Source organism: Aeromonas sp. 84A (genome assembly GCF_051919345.1).
In the GTDB taxonomy this organism is placed as follows: Bacteria; Pseudomonadota; Gammaproteobacteria; order Enterobacterales; family Aeromonadaceae; genus Aeromonas; species Aeromonas veronii.
Window position 1 is genome coordinate 1,308,986 of the sequence record NZ_JBQBEW010000001.1, and the last position, 18,868, is coordinate 1,327,853.

Below are 18,868 nucleotides of genomic sequence, written 5' to 3' on the forward strand. Positions count from 1 at the left end.
ATGATCACCAATGCCGTTACCTTGGAACAGGGCGTAACCGTAACCCAACTTAAAGGACAAATTTATCTGGTGGCCGCTGATGGCAGCCGGAAGCTGTTGGCTGAAGGTGATGTACTGCCGAAAGGGGCGGTGATCATGTCGCCGGATGGCGCCAGTTTCATGGGTGGCGGACAGTCGTTCAATGTGCAACCAGCCAGCGAACAGAGTGAGCCTGCCGAAGAGGGAGATGCTCCCCAGCTGGCGCAAAACGGCGCTGCAGGTACTCCTGATGATATCAATGCCTTGCAACAGGCGATCTTGGGTGGCGCTGACCCGACCCAGGCCTTTGAAGCCTCTGCCGCAGGCGGTGCACCTGCCGCCGGTGGTGGCGGTATTGGGGGCGTCGCCGGTGCCAGTGGCAACGGCGGTTTTGTCACCATCGACCGTACCGGTTCCGCAACCATTGCTGAAGCCACCTTCGATACCACCTACAACGCCAATGGTGAGCCACCGCTGGGTGCTGCTGGCGAAGATGAAGTATTCGACCTGACGCCGCCCACCATTTCCGTGGTTGCGCCAGATAACACCAATGACACCACTCCGACCCTGACTGGAACCACGGATGCTCCTGCTGGCAGCACTGTGACCTTGCTGGTCACCGATGCAAACGGTAATCAACAAACCCTGACCGCGATTGTCACACCCAGCGGTACCTTCACCGTGGATGTGGTCACCCCATTGGCCGAGGGCACCTATACCGTCACTGCCACTGTGACCGATCCTGCGGGGAATACTGGCAGTGCGACTGATGATGGCAGCGTTGACAGTACAGCACCTTCCGCTCCCCAGGTCGAAATCCAGGATGGGGCAGATAATGTCATCTCCGCTAATGAGCGTGAAACCGGAGTGGGTGTCATTATCCGTTTACCGGGTGATGCCAAGGTCGGTGATCGTCTCGATGTTGACTGGAATGGTGATGGAGTGACTGATTCCAGCAAGATTCTGACAGCCGATGATATCGGCCGTACTCAGGTTACTTTGACCATTCCCACCACGGATCTGCCTGTCAATGGCCCGATCACGGTGGATGCCACTCTGACCGACTCTGTGGGTAACACCTCACCCAAGGGGACCGACAATAGCGTGGTGAATGCTGCGCCCCTGCCGGGTGACGACCAGTTCACCGTGGCGGAGGACGGCACCGTCACCATCAATGTGCTTGGCAACGACACGGATGCGGATGGCGATCGCCTCACCATTACCGCTATCAACGGCCAGACCATTGCCGAAGGCGGCACGGTAGCGATCAGCAATGGTTCCGTCACCTTGAGCAATGGCCAGCTGATCTTTACGCCAGCCCCTGATTTCAACGGTGATATCTCTTTTGAATACACCATTACCGATGGTGTGAACAGCTCGACAGGCGGTGTGACCGGGACTGTTACTCCGGTCAACGACGCAGCCATCATCGCGGGTGACGACATCGGCACTGTGACTGAAGATGCCAGCCCAGATGTACTGACCGATACCGGCGTGTTGACCGTGACCGACGTGGACAGCGCCGACGAGGTGGCGTTCATGACCGACGCGGCTAGCATCACCGCGAGCGCCGGGGCACTGGGCACCCTGACCATCGATGCCGATGGCAAGTGGACCTACAACGTCGACAACAGCAAGGTGCAGTACCTGGGCAAGGATGAAACCAAGGTCGAGACCTTTGTGGTCAAGTCCGTGGATGGCACCGCGCACACGGTGACCATCACCATCAACGGCACCGACGACGTGCCGACGCTGACGCCGGATGTGGGCAGCGTGACCGAGGACCGCAATGTCCAGCCGGGCAACCTGCTGCAAGCCAGCGGTACGCTGGCGGCCGGCACTGGCGGAGACGCCGGTGAGGACAAATTCCAGGCGGGGACGCTCAACGGCCAGTATGGCCAGCTGGTGCTGGGCGCGGACGGCAAGTGGACGTACAGCGCCGACAACGGTCAGGCGGCGATCCAGAACCTGAAGGCGGGCGAGAAGCTGACCGACACCATCACGGTGACCAACGCGGACGGGGTGACCACCACCACGGTGACCATCACCATCAACGGCACCGACGACGTGCCGACGCTGACGCCGGATGTGGGCAGCGTGACCGAGGACCGCAATGTCCAGCCGGGCAACCTGCTGCAAGCCAGCGGTACGCTGGCGGCCGGCACTGGCGGAGACGCCGGTGAGGACAAATTCCAGGCGGGGACGCTCGACGGCCAGTATGGCCAGCTGGTGCTGGGCGCGGACGGCAAGTGGACGTACAGCGCCGACAACGGTCAGGCGGCGATCCAGAACCTGAAGGCGGGCGAGAAGCTGACCGACACCATCACGGTGACCAACGCGGACGGAGTGACCACCACCACGGTGACCATCACCATCAACGGCACCGACGACGTGCCGACGCTGACGCCGGATGTGGGCAGCGTGACCGAGGACCGCAATGTCCAGCCGGGCAACCTGCTGCAAGCCAGCGGTACGCTGGCGGCCGGCACTGGCGGAGACGCCGGTGAGGACAAATTCCAGGCGGGGACGCTCGACGGCCAGTATGGCCAGCTGGTGCTGGGCGCGGACGGCAAGTGGACGTACAGCGCCGACAACGGTCAGGCGGCGATCCAGAACCTGAAGGCGGGCGAGAAGCTGACCGACACCATCACGGTGACCAACGCGGACGGAGTGACCACCACCACGGTGACCATCACCATCAACGGCACCGACGACGTGCCGACGCTGACGCCGGATGTGGGCAGCGTGACCGAGGACCGCAATGTCCAGCCGGGCAACCTGCTGCAAGCCAGCGGTACGCTGGCGGCCGGCACTGGCGGAGACGCCGGTGAGGACAAATTCCAGGCGGGGACGCTCGACGGCCAGTATGGCCAGCTGGTGCTGGGCGCGGACGGCAAGTGGACGTACAGCGCCGACAACGGTCAGGCGGCGATCCAGAACCTGAAGGCGGGCGAGAAGCTGACCGACACCATCACGGTGACCAACGCGGACGGAGTGACCACCACCACGGTGACCATCACCATCAACGGCACCGACGACGTGCCGACGCTGACGCCGGATGTGGGCAGCGTGACCGAGGACCGCAATGTCCAGCCGGGCAACCTGCTGCAAGCCAGCGGTACGCTGGCGGCCGGCACTGGCGGAGACGCCGGTGAGGACAAATTCCAGGCGGGGACGCTCAACGGCCAGTATGGCCAGCTGGTGCTGGGCGCGGACGGCAAGTGGACGTACAGCGCCGACAACGGTCAGGCGGCGATCCAGAACCTGAAGGCGGGCGAGAAGCTGACCGACACCATCACGGTGACCAACGCGGACGGGGTGACCACCACCACGGTGACCATCACCATCAACGGCACCGACGACGTGCCGACGCTGACGCCGGATGTGGGCAGCGTGACCGAGGACCGCAATGTCCAGCCGGGCAACCTGCTGCAAGCCAGCGGTACGCTGGCGGCCGGCACTGGCGGAGACGCCGGTGAGGACAAATTCCAGGCGGGGACGCTCGACGGCCAGTATGGCCAGCTGGTGCTGGGCGCGGACGGCAAGTGGACGTACAGCGCCGACAACGGTCAGGCGGCGATCCAGAACCTGAAGGCGGGCGAGAAGCTGACCGACACCATCACGGTGACCAACGCGGACGGAGTGACCACCACCACGGTGACCATCACCATCAACGGCACCGACGACGTGCCGACGCTGACGCCGGATGTGGGCAGCGTGACCGAGGACCGCAATGTCCAGCCGGGCAACCTGCTGCAAGCCAGCGGTACGCTGGCGGCCGGCACTGGCGGAGACGCCGGTGAGGACAAATTCCAGGCGGGGACGCTCGACGGCCAGTATGGCCAGCTGGTGCTGGGCGCGGACGGCAAGTGGACGTACAGCGCCGACAACGGTCAGGCGGCGATCCAGAACCTGAAGGCGGGCGAGAAGCTGACCGACACCATCACGGTGACCAACGCGGACGGAGTGACCACCACCACGGTGACCATCACCATCAACGGCACCGACGACGTGCCGACGCTGACGCCGGATGTGGGCAGCGTGACCGAGGACCGCAATGTCCAGCCGGGCAACCTGCTGCAAGCCAGCGGTACGCTGGCGGCCGGCACTGGCGGAGACGCCGGTGAGGACAAATTCCAGGCGGGGACGCTCGACGGCCAGTATGGCCAGCTGGTGCTGGGCGCGGACGGCAAGTGGACGTACAGCGCCGACAACGGTCAGGCGGCGATCCAGAACCTGAAGGCGGGCGAGAAGCTGACCGACACCATCACGGTGACCAACGCGGACGGAGTGACCACCACCACGGTGACCATCACCATCAACGGCACCGACGACGTGCCGACGCTGACGCCGGATGTGGGCAGCGTGACCGAGGACCGCAATGTCCAGCCGGGCAACCTGCTGCAAGCCAGCGGTACGCTGGCGGCTGGCACTGGCGGAGACGCCGGTGAGGACAAATTCCAGGCGGGGACGCTCAACGGCCAGTATGGCCAGCTGGTGCTGGGCGCGGACGGCAAGTGGACGTACAGCGCCGACAACGGTCAGGCGGCGATCCAGAACCTGAAGGCGGGCGAGAAGCTGACCGACACCATCACGGTGACCAACGCGGACGGAGTGACCACCACCACGGTGACCATCACCATCAACGGCACCGACGACGTGCCGACGCTGACGCCGGATGTGGGCAGCGTGACCGAGGACCGCAATGTCCAGCCGGGCAACCTGCTGCAAGCCAGCGGTACGCTGGCGGCCGGCACTGGCGGAGACGCCGGTGAGGACAAATTCCAGGCGGGGACGCTCAACGGCCAGTATGGCCAGCTGGTGCTGGGCGCGGACGGCAAGTGGACGTACAGCGCCGACAACGGTCAGGCGGCGATCCAGAACCTGAAGGCGGGCGAGAAGCTGACCGACACCATCACGGTGACCAACGCGGACGGGGTGACCACCACCACGGTGACCATCACCATCAACGGCACCGACGACGTGCCGACGCTGACGCCGGATGTGGGCAGCGTGACCGAGGACCGCAATGTCCAGCCGGGCAACCTGCTGCAAGCCAGCGGTACGCTGGCGGCTGGCACTGGCGGAGACGCCGGTGAGGACAAATTCCAGGCGGGGACGCTCAACGGCCAGTATGGCCAGCTGGTGCTGGGCGCGGACGGCAAGTGGACGTACAGCGCCGACAACGGTCAGGCGGCGATCCAGAACCTGAAGGCGGGCGAGAAGCTGACCGACACCATCACGGTGACCAACGCGGACGGAGTGACCACCACCACGGTGACCATCACCATCAACGGCACCGACGACGTGCCGACGCTGACGCCGGATGTGGGCAGCGTGACCGAGGACCGCAATGTCCAGCCGGGCAACCTGCTGCAAGCCAGCGGTACGCTGGCGGCTGGCACTGGCGGAGACGCCGGTGAGGACAAATTCCAGGCGGGGACGCTCAACGGCCAGTATGGCCAGCTGGTGCTGGGCGCGGACGGCAAGTGGACGTACAGCGCCGACAACGGTCAGGCGGCGATCCAGAACCTGAAGGCGGGCGAGAAGCTGACCGACACCATCACGGTGACCAACGCGGACGGGGTGACCACCACCACGGTGACCATCACCATCAACGGCACCGACGACGTGCCGACGCTGACGCCGGATGTGGGCAGCGTGACCGAGGACCGCAATGTCCAGCCGGGCAACCTGCTGCAAGCCAGCGGTACGCTGGCGGCCGGCACTGGCGGAGACGCCGGTGAGGACAAATTTCAGGCGGGGACGCTCAACGGCCAGTATGGCCAGCTGGTGCTGGGCGCGGACGGCAAGTGGACGTACAGCGCCGACAACGGTCAGGCGGCGATCCAGAACCTGAAGGCGGGCGAGAAGCTGACCGACACCATCACGGTGACCAACGCGGACGGGGTGACCACCACCACGGTGACCATCACCATCAACGGCACCGACGACGTGCCGACGCTGACGCCGGATGTGGGCAGCGTGACCGAGGACCGCAATGTCCAGCCGGGCAACCTGCTGCAAGCCAGCGGTACGCTGGCGGCTGGCACTGGCGGAGACGCCGGTGAGGACAAATTCCAGGCGGGGACGCTCAACGGCCAGTATGGCCAGCTGGTGCTGGGCGCGGACGGCAAGTGGACGTACAGCGCCGACAACGGTCAGGCGGCGATCCAGAACCTGAAGGCGGGCGAGAAGCTGACCGACACCATCACGGTGACCAACGCGGACGGAGTGACCACCACCACGGTGACCATCACCATCAACGGCACCGACGACGTGCCGACGCTGACGCCGGATGTGGGCAGCGTGACCGAGGACCGCAATGTCCAGCCGGGCAACCTGCTGCAAGCCAGCGGTACGCTGGCGGCCGGCACTGGCGGAGACGCCGGTGAGGACAAATTCCAGGCGGGGACGCTCAACGGCCAGTATGGCCAGCTGGTGCTGGGCGCGGACGGCAAGTGGACGTACAGCGCCGACAACGGTCAGGCGGCGATCCAGAACCTGAAGGCGGGCGAGAAGCTGACCGACACCATCACGGTGACCAACGCGGACGGAGTGACCACCACCACGGTGACCATCACCATCAACGGCACCGACGACGTGCCGACGCTGACGCCGGATGTGGGCAGCGTGACCGAGGACCGCAATGTCCAGCCGGGCAACCTGCTGCAAGCCAGCGGTACGCTGGCGGCCGGCACTGGCGGAGACGCCGGTGAGGACAAATTCCAGGCGGGGACGCTCAACGGCCAGTATGGCCAGCTGGTGCTGGGCGCGGACGGCAAGTGGACGTACAGCGCCGACAACGGTCAGGCGGCGATCCAGAACCTGAAGGCGGGCGAGAAGCTGACCGACACCATCACGGTGACCAACGCGGACGGAGTGACCACCACCACGGTGACCATCACCATCAACGGCACCGACGACGTGCCGACGCTGACGCCGGATGTGGGCAGCGTGACCGAGGACCGCAATGTCCAGCCGGGCAACCTGCTGCAAGCCAGCGGTACGCTGGCGGCCGGCACTGGCGGAGACGCCGGTGAGGACAAATTCCAGGCGGGGACGCTCAACGGCCAGTATGGCCAGCTGGTGCTGGGCGCGGACGGCAAGTGGACGTACAGCGCCGACAACGGTCAGGCGGCGATCCAGAACCTGAAGGCGGGCGAGAAGCTGACCGACACCATCACGGTGACCAACGAGGACGGGGTGACCACCACCACGGTGACCATCACCATCAACGGCACCGACGACGTGCCGACGCTGACGCCGGATGTGGGCAGCGTGACCGAGGACCGCAATGTCCAGCCGGGCAACCTGCTGCAAGCCAGCGGTACGCTGGCGGCTGGCACTGGCGGAGACGCCGGTGAGGACAAATTCCAGGCGGGGACGCTCAACGGCCAGTATGGCCAGCTGGTGCTGGGCGCGGACGGCAAGTGGACGTACAGCGCCGACAACGGTCAGGCGGCGATCCAGAACCTGAAGGCGGGCGAGAAGCTGACCGACACCATCACGGTGACCAACGCGGACGGAGTGACCACCACCACGGTGACCATCACCATCAACGGCACCGACGACGTGCCGACGCTGACGCCGGATGTGGGCAGCGTGACCGAGGACCGCAATGTCCAGCCGGGCAACCTGCTGCAAGCCAGCGGTACGCTGGCGGCTGGCACTGGCGGAGACGCCGGTGAGGACAAATTCCAGGCGGGGACGCTCAACGGCCAGTATGGCCAGCTGGTGCTGGGCGCGGACGGCAAGTGGACGTACAGCGCCGACAACGGTCAGGCGGCGATCCAGAACCTGAAGGCGGGCGAGAAGCTGACCGACACCATCACGGTGACCAACGCGGACGGGGTGACCACCACCACGGTGACCATCACCATCAACGGCACCGACGACGTGCCGACGCTGACGCCGGATGTGGGCAGCGTGACCGAGGACCGCAATGTCCAGCCGGGCAACCTGCTGCAAGCCAGCGGTACGCTGGCGGCTGGCACTGGCGGAGACGCCGGTGAGGACAAATTCCAGGCGGGGACGCTCAACGGCCAGTATGGCCAGCTGGTGCTGGGCGCGGACGGCAAGTGGACGTACAGCGCCGACAACGGTCAGGCGGCGATCCAGAACCTGAAGGCGGGCGAGAAGCTGACCGACACCATCACGGTGACCAACGCGGACGGAGTGACCACCACCACGGTGACCATCACCATCAACGGCACCGACGACGTGCCGACGCTGACGCCGGATGTGGGCAGCGTGACCGAGGACCGCAATGTCCAGCCGGGCAACCTGCTGCAAGCCAGCGGTACGCTGGCGGCTGGCACTGGCGGAGACGCCGGTGAGGACAAATTCCAGGCGGGGACGCTCAACGGCCAGTATGGCCAGCTGGTGCTGGGCGCGGACGGCAAGTGGACGTACAGCGCCGACAACGGTCAGGCGGCGATCCAGAACCTGAAGGCGGGCGAGAAGCTGACCGACACCATCACGGTGACCAACGCGGACGGAGTGACCACCACCACGGTGACCATCACCATCAACGGCACCGACGACGTGCCGACGCTGACGCCGGATGTGGGCAGCGTGACCGAGGACCGCAATGTCCAGCCGGGCAACCTGCTGCAAGCCAGCGGTACGCTGGCGGCTGGCACTGGCGGAGACGCCGGTGAGGACAAATTCCAGGCGGGGACGCTCAACGGCCAGTATGGCCAGCTGGTGCTGGGCGCGGACGGCAAGTGGACGTACAGCGCCGACAACGGTCAGGCGGCGATCCAGAACCTGAAGGCGGGCGAGAAGCTGACCGACACCATCACGGTGACCAACGCGGACGGAGTGACCACCACCACGGTGACCATCACCATCAACGGCACCGACGACGTGCCGACGCTGACGCCGGATGTGGGCAGCGTGACCGAGGACCGCAATGTCCAGCCGGGCAACCTGCTGCAAGCCAGCGGTACGCTGGCGGCCGGCACTGGCGGAGACGCCGGTGAGGACAAATTCCAGGCGGGGACGCTCAACGGCCAGTATGGCCAGCTGGTGCTGGGCGCGGACGGCAAGTGGACGTACAGCGCCGACAACGGTCAGGCGGCGATCCAGAACCTGAAGGCGGGCGAGAAGCTGACCGACACCATCACGGTGACCAACGCGGACGGGGTGACCACCACCACGGTGACCATCACCATCAACGGCACCGACGACGTGCCGACGCTGACGCCGGATGTGGGCAGCGTGACCGAGGACCGCAATGTCCAGCCGGGCAACCTGCTGCAAGCCAGCGGTACGCTGGCGGCCGGCACTGGCGGAGACGCCGGTGAGGACAAATTCCAGGCGGGGACGCTCGACGGCCAGTATGGCCAGCTGGTGCTGGGCGCGGACGGCAAGTGGACGTACAGCGCCGACAACGGTCAGGCGGCGATCCAGAACCTGAAGGCGGGCGAGAAGCTGACCGACACCATCACGGTGACCAACGCGGACGGAGTGACCACCACCACGGTGACCATCACCATCAACGGCACCGACGACGTGCCGACGCTGACGCCGGATGTGGGCAGCGTGACCGAGGACCGCAATGTCCAGCCGGGCAACCTGCTGCAAGCCAGCGGTACGCTGGCGGCCGGCACTGGCGGAGACGCCGGTGAGGACAAATTCCAGGCGGGGACGCTCGACGGCCAGTATGGCCAGCTGGTGCTGGGCGCGGACGGCAAGTGGACGTACAGCGCCGACAACGGTCAGGCGGCGATCCAGAACCTGAAGGCGGGCGAGAAGCTGACCGACACCATCACGGTGACCAACGCGGACGGAGTGACCACCACCACGGTGACCATCACCATCAACGGCACCGACGACGTGCCGACGCTGACGCCGGATGTGGGCAGCGTGACCGAGGACCGCAATGTCCAGCCGGGCAACCTGCTGCAAGCCAGCGGTACGCTGGCGGCCGGCACTGGCGGAGACGCCGGTGAGGACAAATTCCAGGCGGGGACGCTCGACGGCCAGTATGGCCAGCTGGTGCTGGGCGCGGACGGCAAGTGGACGTACAGCGCCGACAACGGTCAGGCGGCGATCCAGAACCTGAAGGCGGGCGAGAAGCTGACCGACACCATCACGGTGACCAACGCGGACGGAGTGACCACCACCACGGTGACCATCACCATCAACGGCACCGACGACGTGCCGACGCTGACGCCGGATGTGGGCAGCGTGACCGAGGACCGCAATGTCCAGCCGGGCAACCTGCTGCAAGCCAGCGGTACGCTGGCGGCTGGCACTGGCGGAGACGCCGGTGAGGACAAATTCCAGGCGGGGACGCTCAACGGCCAGTATGGCCAGCTGGTGCTGGGCGCGGACGGCAAGTGGACGTACAGCGCCGACAACGGTCAGGCGGCGATCCAGAACCTGAAGGCGGGCGAGAAGCTGACCGACACCATCACGGTGACCAACGCGGACGGAGTGACCACCACCACGGTGACCATCACCATCAACGGCACCGACGACGTGCCGACGCTGACGCCGGATGTGGGCAGCGTGACCGAGGACCGCAATGTCCAGCCGGGCAACCTGCTGCAAGCCAGCGGTACGCTGGCGGCCGGCACTGGCGGAGACGCCGGTGAGGACAAATTCCAGGCGGGGACGCTCAACGGCCAGTATGGCCAGCTGGTGCTGGGCGCGGACGGCAAGTGGACGTACAGCGCCGACAACGGTCAGGCGGCGATCCAGAACCTGAAGGCGGGCGAGAAGCTGACCGACACCATCACGGTGACCAACGCGGACGGGGTGACCACCACCACGGTGACCATCACCATCAACGGCACCGACGACGTGCCGACGCTGACGCCGGATGTGGGCAGCGTGACCGAGGACCGCAATGTCCAGCCGGGCAACCTGCTGCAAGCCAGCGGTACGCTGGCGGCCGGCACTGGCGGAGACGCCGGTGAGGACAAATTCCAGGCGGGGACGCTCGACGGCCAGTATGGCCAGCTGGTGCTGGGCGCGGACGGCAAGTGGACGTACAGCGCCGACAACGGTCAGGCGGCGATCCAGAACCTGAAGGCGGGCGAGAAGCTGACCGACACCATCACGGTGACCAACGCGGACGGGGTGACCACCACCACGGTGACCATCACCATCAACGGCACCGACGACGTGCCGACGCTGACGCCGGATGTGGGCAGCGTGACCGAGGACCGCAATGTCCAGCCGGGCAACCTGCTGCAAGCCAGCGGTACGCTGGCGGCCGGCACTGGCGGAGACGCCGGTGAGGACAAATTCCAGGCGGGGACGCTCGACGGCCAGTATGGCCAGCTGGTGCTGGGCGCGGACGGCAAGTGGACGTACAGCGCCGACAACGGTCAGGCGGCGATCCAGAACCTGAAGGCGGGCGAGAAGCTGACCGACACCATCACGGTGACCAACGCGGACGGAGTGACCACCACCACGGTGACCATCACCATCAACGGCACCGACGACGTGCCGACGCTGACGCCGGATGTGGGCAGCGTGACCGAGGACCGCAATGTCCAGCCGGGCAACCTGCTGCAAGCCAGCGGTACGCTGGCGGCCGGCACTGGCGGAGACGCCGGTGAGGACAAATTCCAGGCGGGGACGCTCGACGGCCAGTATGGCCAGCTGGTGCTGGGCGCGGACGGCAAGTGGACGTACAGCGCCGACAACGGTCAGGCGGCGATCCAGAACCTGAAGGCGGGCGAGAAGCTGACCGACACCATCACGGTGACCAACGCGGACGGAGTGACCACCACCACGGTGACCATCACCATCAACGGCACCGACGACGTGCCGACGCTGACGCCGGATGTGGGCAGCGTGACCGAGGACCGCAATGTCCAGCCGGGCAACCTGCTGCAAGCCAGCGGTACGCTGGCGGCCGGCACTGGCGGAGACGCCGGTGAGGACAAATTCCAGGCGGGGACGCTCGACGGCCAGTATGGCCAGCTGGTGCTGGGCGCGGACGGCAAGTGGACGTACAGCGCCGACAACGGTCAGGCGGCGATCCAGAACCTGAAGGCGGGCGAGAAGCTGACCGACACCATCACGGTGACCAACGCGGACGGAGTGACCACCACCACGGTGACCATCACCATCAACGGCACCGACGACGTGCCGACGCTGACGCCGGATGTGGGCAGCGTGACCGAGGACCGCAATGTCCAGCCGGGCAACCTGCTGCAAGCCAGCGGTACGCTGGCGGCTGGCACTGGCGGAGACGCCGGTGAGGACAAATTCCAGGCGGGGACGCTCAACGGCCAGTATGGCCAGCTGGTGCTGGGCGCGGACGGCAAGTGGACGTACAGCGCCGACAACGGTCAGGCGGCGATCCAGAACCTGAAGGCGGGCGAGAAGCTGACCGACACCATCACGGTGACCAACGCGGACGGAGTGACCACCACCACGGTGACCATCACCATCAACGGCACCGACGACGTGCCGACGCTGACGCCGGATGTGGGCAGCGTGACCGAGGACCGCAATGTCCAGCCGGGCAACCTGCTGCAAGCCAGCGGTACGCTGGCGGCCGGCACTGGCGGAGACGCCGGTGAGGACAAATTCCAGGCGGGGACGCTCAACGGCCAGTATGGCCAGCTGGTGCTGGGCGCGGACGGCAAGTGGACGTACAGCGCCGACAACGGTCAGGCGGCGATCCAGAACCTGAAGGCGGGCGAGAAGCTGACCGACACCATCACGGTGACCAACGCGGACGGAGTGACCACCACCACGGTGACCATCACCATCAACGGCACCGACGACGTGCCGACGCTGACGCCGGATGTGGGCAGCGTGACCGAGGACCGCAATGTCCAGCCGGGCAACCTGCTGCAAGCCAGCGGTACGCTGGCGGCTGGCACTGGCGGAGACGCCGGTGAGGACAAATTCCAGGCGGGGACGCTCAACGGCCAGTATGGCCAGCTGGTGCTGGGCGCGGACGGCAAGTGGACGTACAGCGCCGACAACGGTCAGGCGGCGATCCAGAACCTGAAGGCGGGCGAGAAGCTGACCGACACCATCACGGTGACCAACGCGGACGGAGTGACCACCACCACGGTGACCATCACCATCAACGGCACCGACGACGTGCCGACGCTGACGCCGGATGTGGGCAGCGTGACCGAGGACCGCAATGTCCAGCCGGGCAACCTGCTGCAAGCCAGCGGTACGCTGGCGGCCGGCACTGGCGGAGACGCCGGTGAGGACAAATTCCAGGCGGGGACGCTCAACGGCCAGTATGGCCAGCTGGTGCTGGGCGCGGACGGCAAGTGGACGTACAGCGCCGACAACGGTCAGGCGGCGATCCAGAACCTGAAGGCGGGCGAGAAGCTGACCGACACCATCACGGTGACCAACGCGGACGGGGTGACCACCACCACGGTGACCATCACCATCAACGGCACCGACGACGTGCCGACGCTGACGCCGGATGTGGGCAGCGTGACCGAGGACCGCAATGTCCAGCCGGGCAACCTGCTGCAAGCCAGCGGTACGCTGGCGGCTGGCACTGGCGGAGACGCCGGTGAGGACAAATTCCAGGCGGGGACGCTCAACGGCCAGTATGGCCAGCTGGTGCTGGGCGCGGACGGCAAGTGGACGTACAGCGCCGACAACGGTCAGGCGGCAATCCAGAACCTGAAGGCGGGCGAGAAGCTGACCGACACCATCACGGTGACCAACGCGGACGGAGTGACCACCACCACGGTGACCATCACCATCAACGGCACCGACGACGTGCCGACGCTGACGCCGGATGTGGGCAGCGTGACCGAGGACCGCAATGTCCAGCCGGGCAACCTGCTGCAAGCCAGCGGTACGCTGGCGGCTGGCACTGGCGGAGACGCCGGTGAGGACAAATTCCAGGCGGGGACGCTCAACGGCCAGTATGGCCAGCTGGTGCTGGGCGCGGACGGCAAGTGGACGTACAGCGCCGACAACGGTCAGGCGGCGATCCAGAACCTGAAGGCGGGCGAGAAGCTGACCGACACCATCACGGTGACCAACGCGGACGGAGTGACCACCACCACGGTGACCATCACCATCAACGGCACCGACGACGTGCCGACGCTGACGCCGGATGTGGGCAGCGTGACCGAGGACCGCAATGTCCAGCCGGGCAACCTGCTGCAAGCCAGCGGTACGCTGGCGGCTGGCACTGGCGGAGACGCCGGTGAGGACAAATTCCAGGCGGGGACGCTCAACGGCCAGTATGGCCAGCTGGTGCTGGGCGCGGACGGCAAGTGGACGTACAGCGCCGACAACGGTCAGGCGGCGATCCAGAACCTGAAGGCGGGCGAGAAGCTGACCGACACCATCACGGTGACCAACGCGGACGGAGTGACCACCACCACGGTGACCATCACCATCAACGGCACCGACGACGTGCCGACGCTGACGCCGGATGTGGGCAGCGTGACCGAGGACCGCAATGTCCAGCCGGGCAACCTGCTGCAAGCCAGCGGTACGCTGGCGGCTGGCACTGGCGGAGACGCCGGTGAGGACAAATTCCAGGCGGGGACGCTCAACGGCCAGTATGGCCAGCTGGTGCTGGGCGCGGACGGCAAGTGGACGTACAGCGCCGACAACGGTCAGGCGGCGATCCAGAACCTGAAGGCGGGCGAGAAGCTGACCGACACCATCACGGTGACCAACGCGGACGGGGTGACCACCACCACGGTGACCATCACCATCAACGGCACCGACGACGTGCCGACGCTGACGCCGGATGTGGGCAGCGTGACCGAGGACCGCAATGTCCAGCCGGGCAACCTGCTGCAAGCCAGCGGTACGCTGGCGGCCGGCACTGGCGGAGACGCCGGTGAGGACAAATTCCAGGCGGGGACGCTCAACGGCCAGTATGGCCAGCTGGTGCTGGGCGCGGACGGCAAGTGGACGTACAGCGCCGACAACGGTCAGGCGGCGATCCAGAACCTGAAGGCGGGCGAGAAGCTGACCGACACCATCACGGTGACCAACGCGGACGGAGTGACCACCACCACGGTGACCATCACCATCAACGGCACCGACGACGTGCCGACGCTGACGCCGGATGTGGGCAGCGTGACCGAGGACCGCAATGTCCAGCCGGGCAACCTGCTGCAAGCCAGCGGTACGCTGGCGGCCGGCACTGGCGGAGACGCCGGTGAGGACAAATTCCAGGCGGGGACGCTCAACGGCCAGTATGGCCAGCTGGTGCTGGGCGCGGACGGCAAGTGGACGTACAGCGCCGACAACGGTCAGGCGGCAATCCAGAACCTGAAGGCGGGCGAGAAGCTGACCGACACCATCACGGTGACCAACGCGGACGGGGTGACCACCACCACGGTGACCATCACCATCAACGGCACCGACGACGTGCCGACGCTGACGCCGGATGTGGGCAGCGTGACCGAGGACCGCAATGTCCAGCCGGGCAACCTGCTGCAAGCCAGCGGTACGCTGGCGGCTGGCACTGGCGGAGACGCCGGTGAGGACAAATTCCAGGCGGGGACGCTCAACGGCCAGTATGGCCAGCTGGTGCTGGGCGCGGACGGCAAGTGGACGTACAGCGCCGACAACGGTCAGGCGGCGATCCAGAACCTGAAGGCGGGCGAGAAGCTGACCGACACCATCACGGTGACCAACGCGGACGGAGTGACCACCACCACGGTGACCATCACCATCAACGGCACCGACGACGTGCCGACGCTGACGCCGGATGTGGGCAGCGTGACCGAGGACCGCAATGTCCAGCCGGGCAACCTGCTGCAAGCCAGCGGTACGCTGGCGGCCGGCACTGGCGGAGACGCCGGTGAGGACAAATTCCAGGCGGGGACGCTCAACGGCCAGTATGGCCAGCTGGTGCTGGGCGCGGACGGCAAGTGGACGTACAGCGCCGACAACGGTCAGGCGGCGATCCAGAACCTGAAGGCGGGCGAGAAGCTGACCGACACCATCACGGTGACCAACGCGGACGGGGTGACCACCACCACGGTGACCATCACCATCAACGGCACCGACGACGTGCCGACGCTGACGCCGGATGTGGGCAGCGTGACCGAGGACCGCAATGTCCAGCCGGGCAACCTGCTGCAAGCCAGCGGTACGCTGGCGGCTGGCACTGGCGGAGACGCCGGTGAGGACAAATTCCAGGCGGGGACGCTCAACGGCCAGTATGGCCAGCTGGTGCTGGGCGCGGACGGCAAGTGGACGTACAGCGCCGACAACGGTCAGGCGGCGATCCAGAACCTGAAGGCGGGCGAGAAGCTGACCGACACCATCACGGTGACCAACGCGGACGGAGTGACCACCACCACGGTGACCATCACCATCAACGGCACCGACGACGTGCCGACGCTGACGCCGGATGTGGGCAGCGTGACCGAGGACCGCAATGTCCAGCCGGGCAACCTGCTGCAAGCCAGCGGTACGCTGGCGGCCGGCACTGGCGGAGACGCCGGTGAGGACAAATTCCAGGCGGGGACGCTCAACGGCCAGTATGGCCAGCTGGTGCTGGGCGCGGACGGCAAGTGGACGTACAGCGCCGACAACGGTCAGGCGGCGATCCAGAACCTGAAGGCGGGCGAGAAGCTGACCGACACCATCACGGTGACCAACGCGGACGGAGTGACCACCACCACGGTGACCATCACCATCAACGGCACCGACGACGTGCCGACGCTGACGCCGGATGTGGGCAGCGTGACCGAGGACCGCAATGTCCAGCCGGGCAACCTGCTGCAAGCCAGCGGTACGCTGGCGGCCGGCACTGGCGGAGACGCCGGTGAGGACAAATTCCAGGCGGGGACGCTCAACGGCCAGTATGGCCAGCTGGTGCTGGGCGCGGACGGCAAGTGGACGTACAGCGCCGACAACGGTCAGGCGGCGATCCAGAACCTGAAGGCGGGCGAGAAGCTGACCGACACCATCACGGTGACCAACGCGGACGGAGTGACCACCACCACGGTGACCATCACCATCAACGGCACCGACGACGTGCCGACGCTGACGCCGGATGTGGGCAGCGTGACCGAGGACCGCAATGTCCAGCCGGGCAACCTGCTGCAAGCCAGCGGTACGCTGGCGGCTGGCACTGGCGGAGACGCCGGTGAGGACAAATTCCAGGCGGGGACGCTCAACGGCCAGTATGGCCAGCTGGTGCTGGGCGCGGACGGCAAGTGGACGTACAGCGCCGACAACGGTCAGGCGGCGATCCAGAACCTGAAGGCGGGCGAGAAGCTGACCGACACCATCACGGTGACCAACGCGGACGGAGTGACCACCACCACGGTGACCATCACCATCAACGGCACCGACGACGTGCCGACGCTGACGCCGGATGTGGGCAGCGTGACCGAGGACCGCAATGTCCAGCCGGGCAACCTGCTGCAAGCCAGCGGTACGCTGGCGGCCGGCACTGGCGGAGACGCCGGTGAGGACAAATTCCAGGCGGGGACGCTCAACGGCCAGTATGGCCAGCTGGTGCTGGGCGCGGACGGCAAGTGGACGTACAGCGCCGACAACGGTCAGGCGGCAATCCAGAACCTGAAGGCGGGCGAGAAGCTGACCGACACCATCACGGTGACCAACGCGGACGGAGTGACCACCACCACGGTGACCATCACCATCAACGGCACCGACGACGTGCCGACGCTGACGCCGGATGTGGGCAGCGTGACCGAGGACCGCAATGTCCAGCCGGGCAACCTGCTGCAAGCCAGCGGTACGCTGGCGGCTGGCACTGGCGGAGACGCCGGTGAGGACAAATTCCAGGCGGGGACGCTCGACGGCCAGTATGGCCAGCTGGTGCTGGGCGCGGACGGCAAGTGGACGTACAGCGCCGACAACGGTCAGGCGGCGATCCAGAACCTGAAGGCGGGCGAGAAGCTGACCGACACCATCACGGTGACCAACGCGGACGGGGTGACCACCACCACGGTGACCATCACCATCAACGGCACCGACGACGTGCCGACGCTGACGCCGGATGTGGGCAGCGTGACCGAGGACCGCAATGTCCAGCCGGGCAACCTGCTGCAAGCCAGCGGTACGCTGGCGGCCGGCACTGGCGGAGACGCCGGTGAGGACAAATTCCAGGCGGGGACGCTCAACGGCCAGTATGGCCAGCTGGTGCTGGGCGCGGACGGCAAGTGGACGTACAGCGCCGACAACGGTCAGGCGGCGATCCAGAACCTGAAGGCGGGCGAGAAGCTGACCGACACCATCACGGTGACCAACGCGGACGGAGTGACCACCACCACGGTGACCATCACCATCAACGGCACCGACGACGTGCCGACGCTGACGCCGGATGTGGGCAGCGTGACCGAGGACCGCAATGTCCAGCCGGGCAACCTGCTGCAAGCCAGCGGTACGCTGGCGGCCGGCACTGGCGGAGACGCCGGTGAGGACAAATTCCAGGCGGGGACGCTCAACGGCCAGTATGGCCAGCTGGTGCTGGGCGCGGACGGCAAGTGGACGTACAGCGCCGACAACGGTCAGGCGGCGATCCAGAACCTGAAGGCGGGCGAGAAGCTGACCGACACCATCACGGTGACCAACGCGGACGGAGTGACCACCACCACGGTGACCATCACCATCAACGGCACCGACGACGTGCCGACGCTGACGCCGGATGTGGGCAGCGTGACCGAGGACCGCAATGTCCAGCCGGGCAACCTGCTGCAAGCCAGCGGTACGCTGGCGGCTGGCACTGGCGGAGACGCCGGTGAGGACAAATTCCAGGCGGGGACGCTCAACGGCCAGTATGGCCAGCTGGTGCTGGGCGCGGACGGCAAGTGGACGTACAGCGCCGACAACGGTCAGGCGGCGATCCAGAACCTGAAGGCGGGCGAGAAGCTGACCGACACCATCA

General features: G+C 66.5%; 1 protein-coding gene (only partly in view). It reads left to right on the top strand.

The window, feature by feature from the left end; all coding sequences use genetic code 11:
* Positions 1-18,868, top strand: the 5' portion of a protein-coding gene (locus ACTG20_RS06225; RefSeq protein ID WP_440007970.1) for a VCBS domain-containing protein. Its footprint extends 11,063 nt past the window's final position; the window shows 18,868 of its 29,931 coding nt (coding positions 1-18,868); its start codon is at positions 1-3; the stop codon falls past the right edge of the window.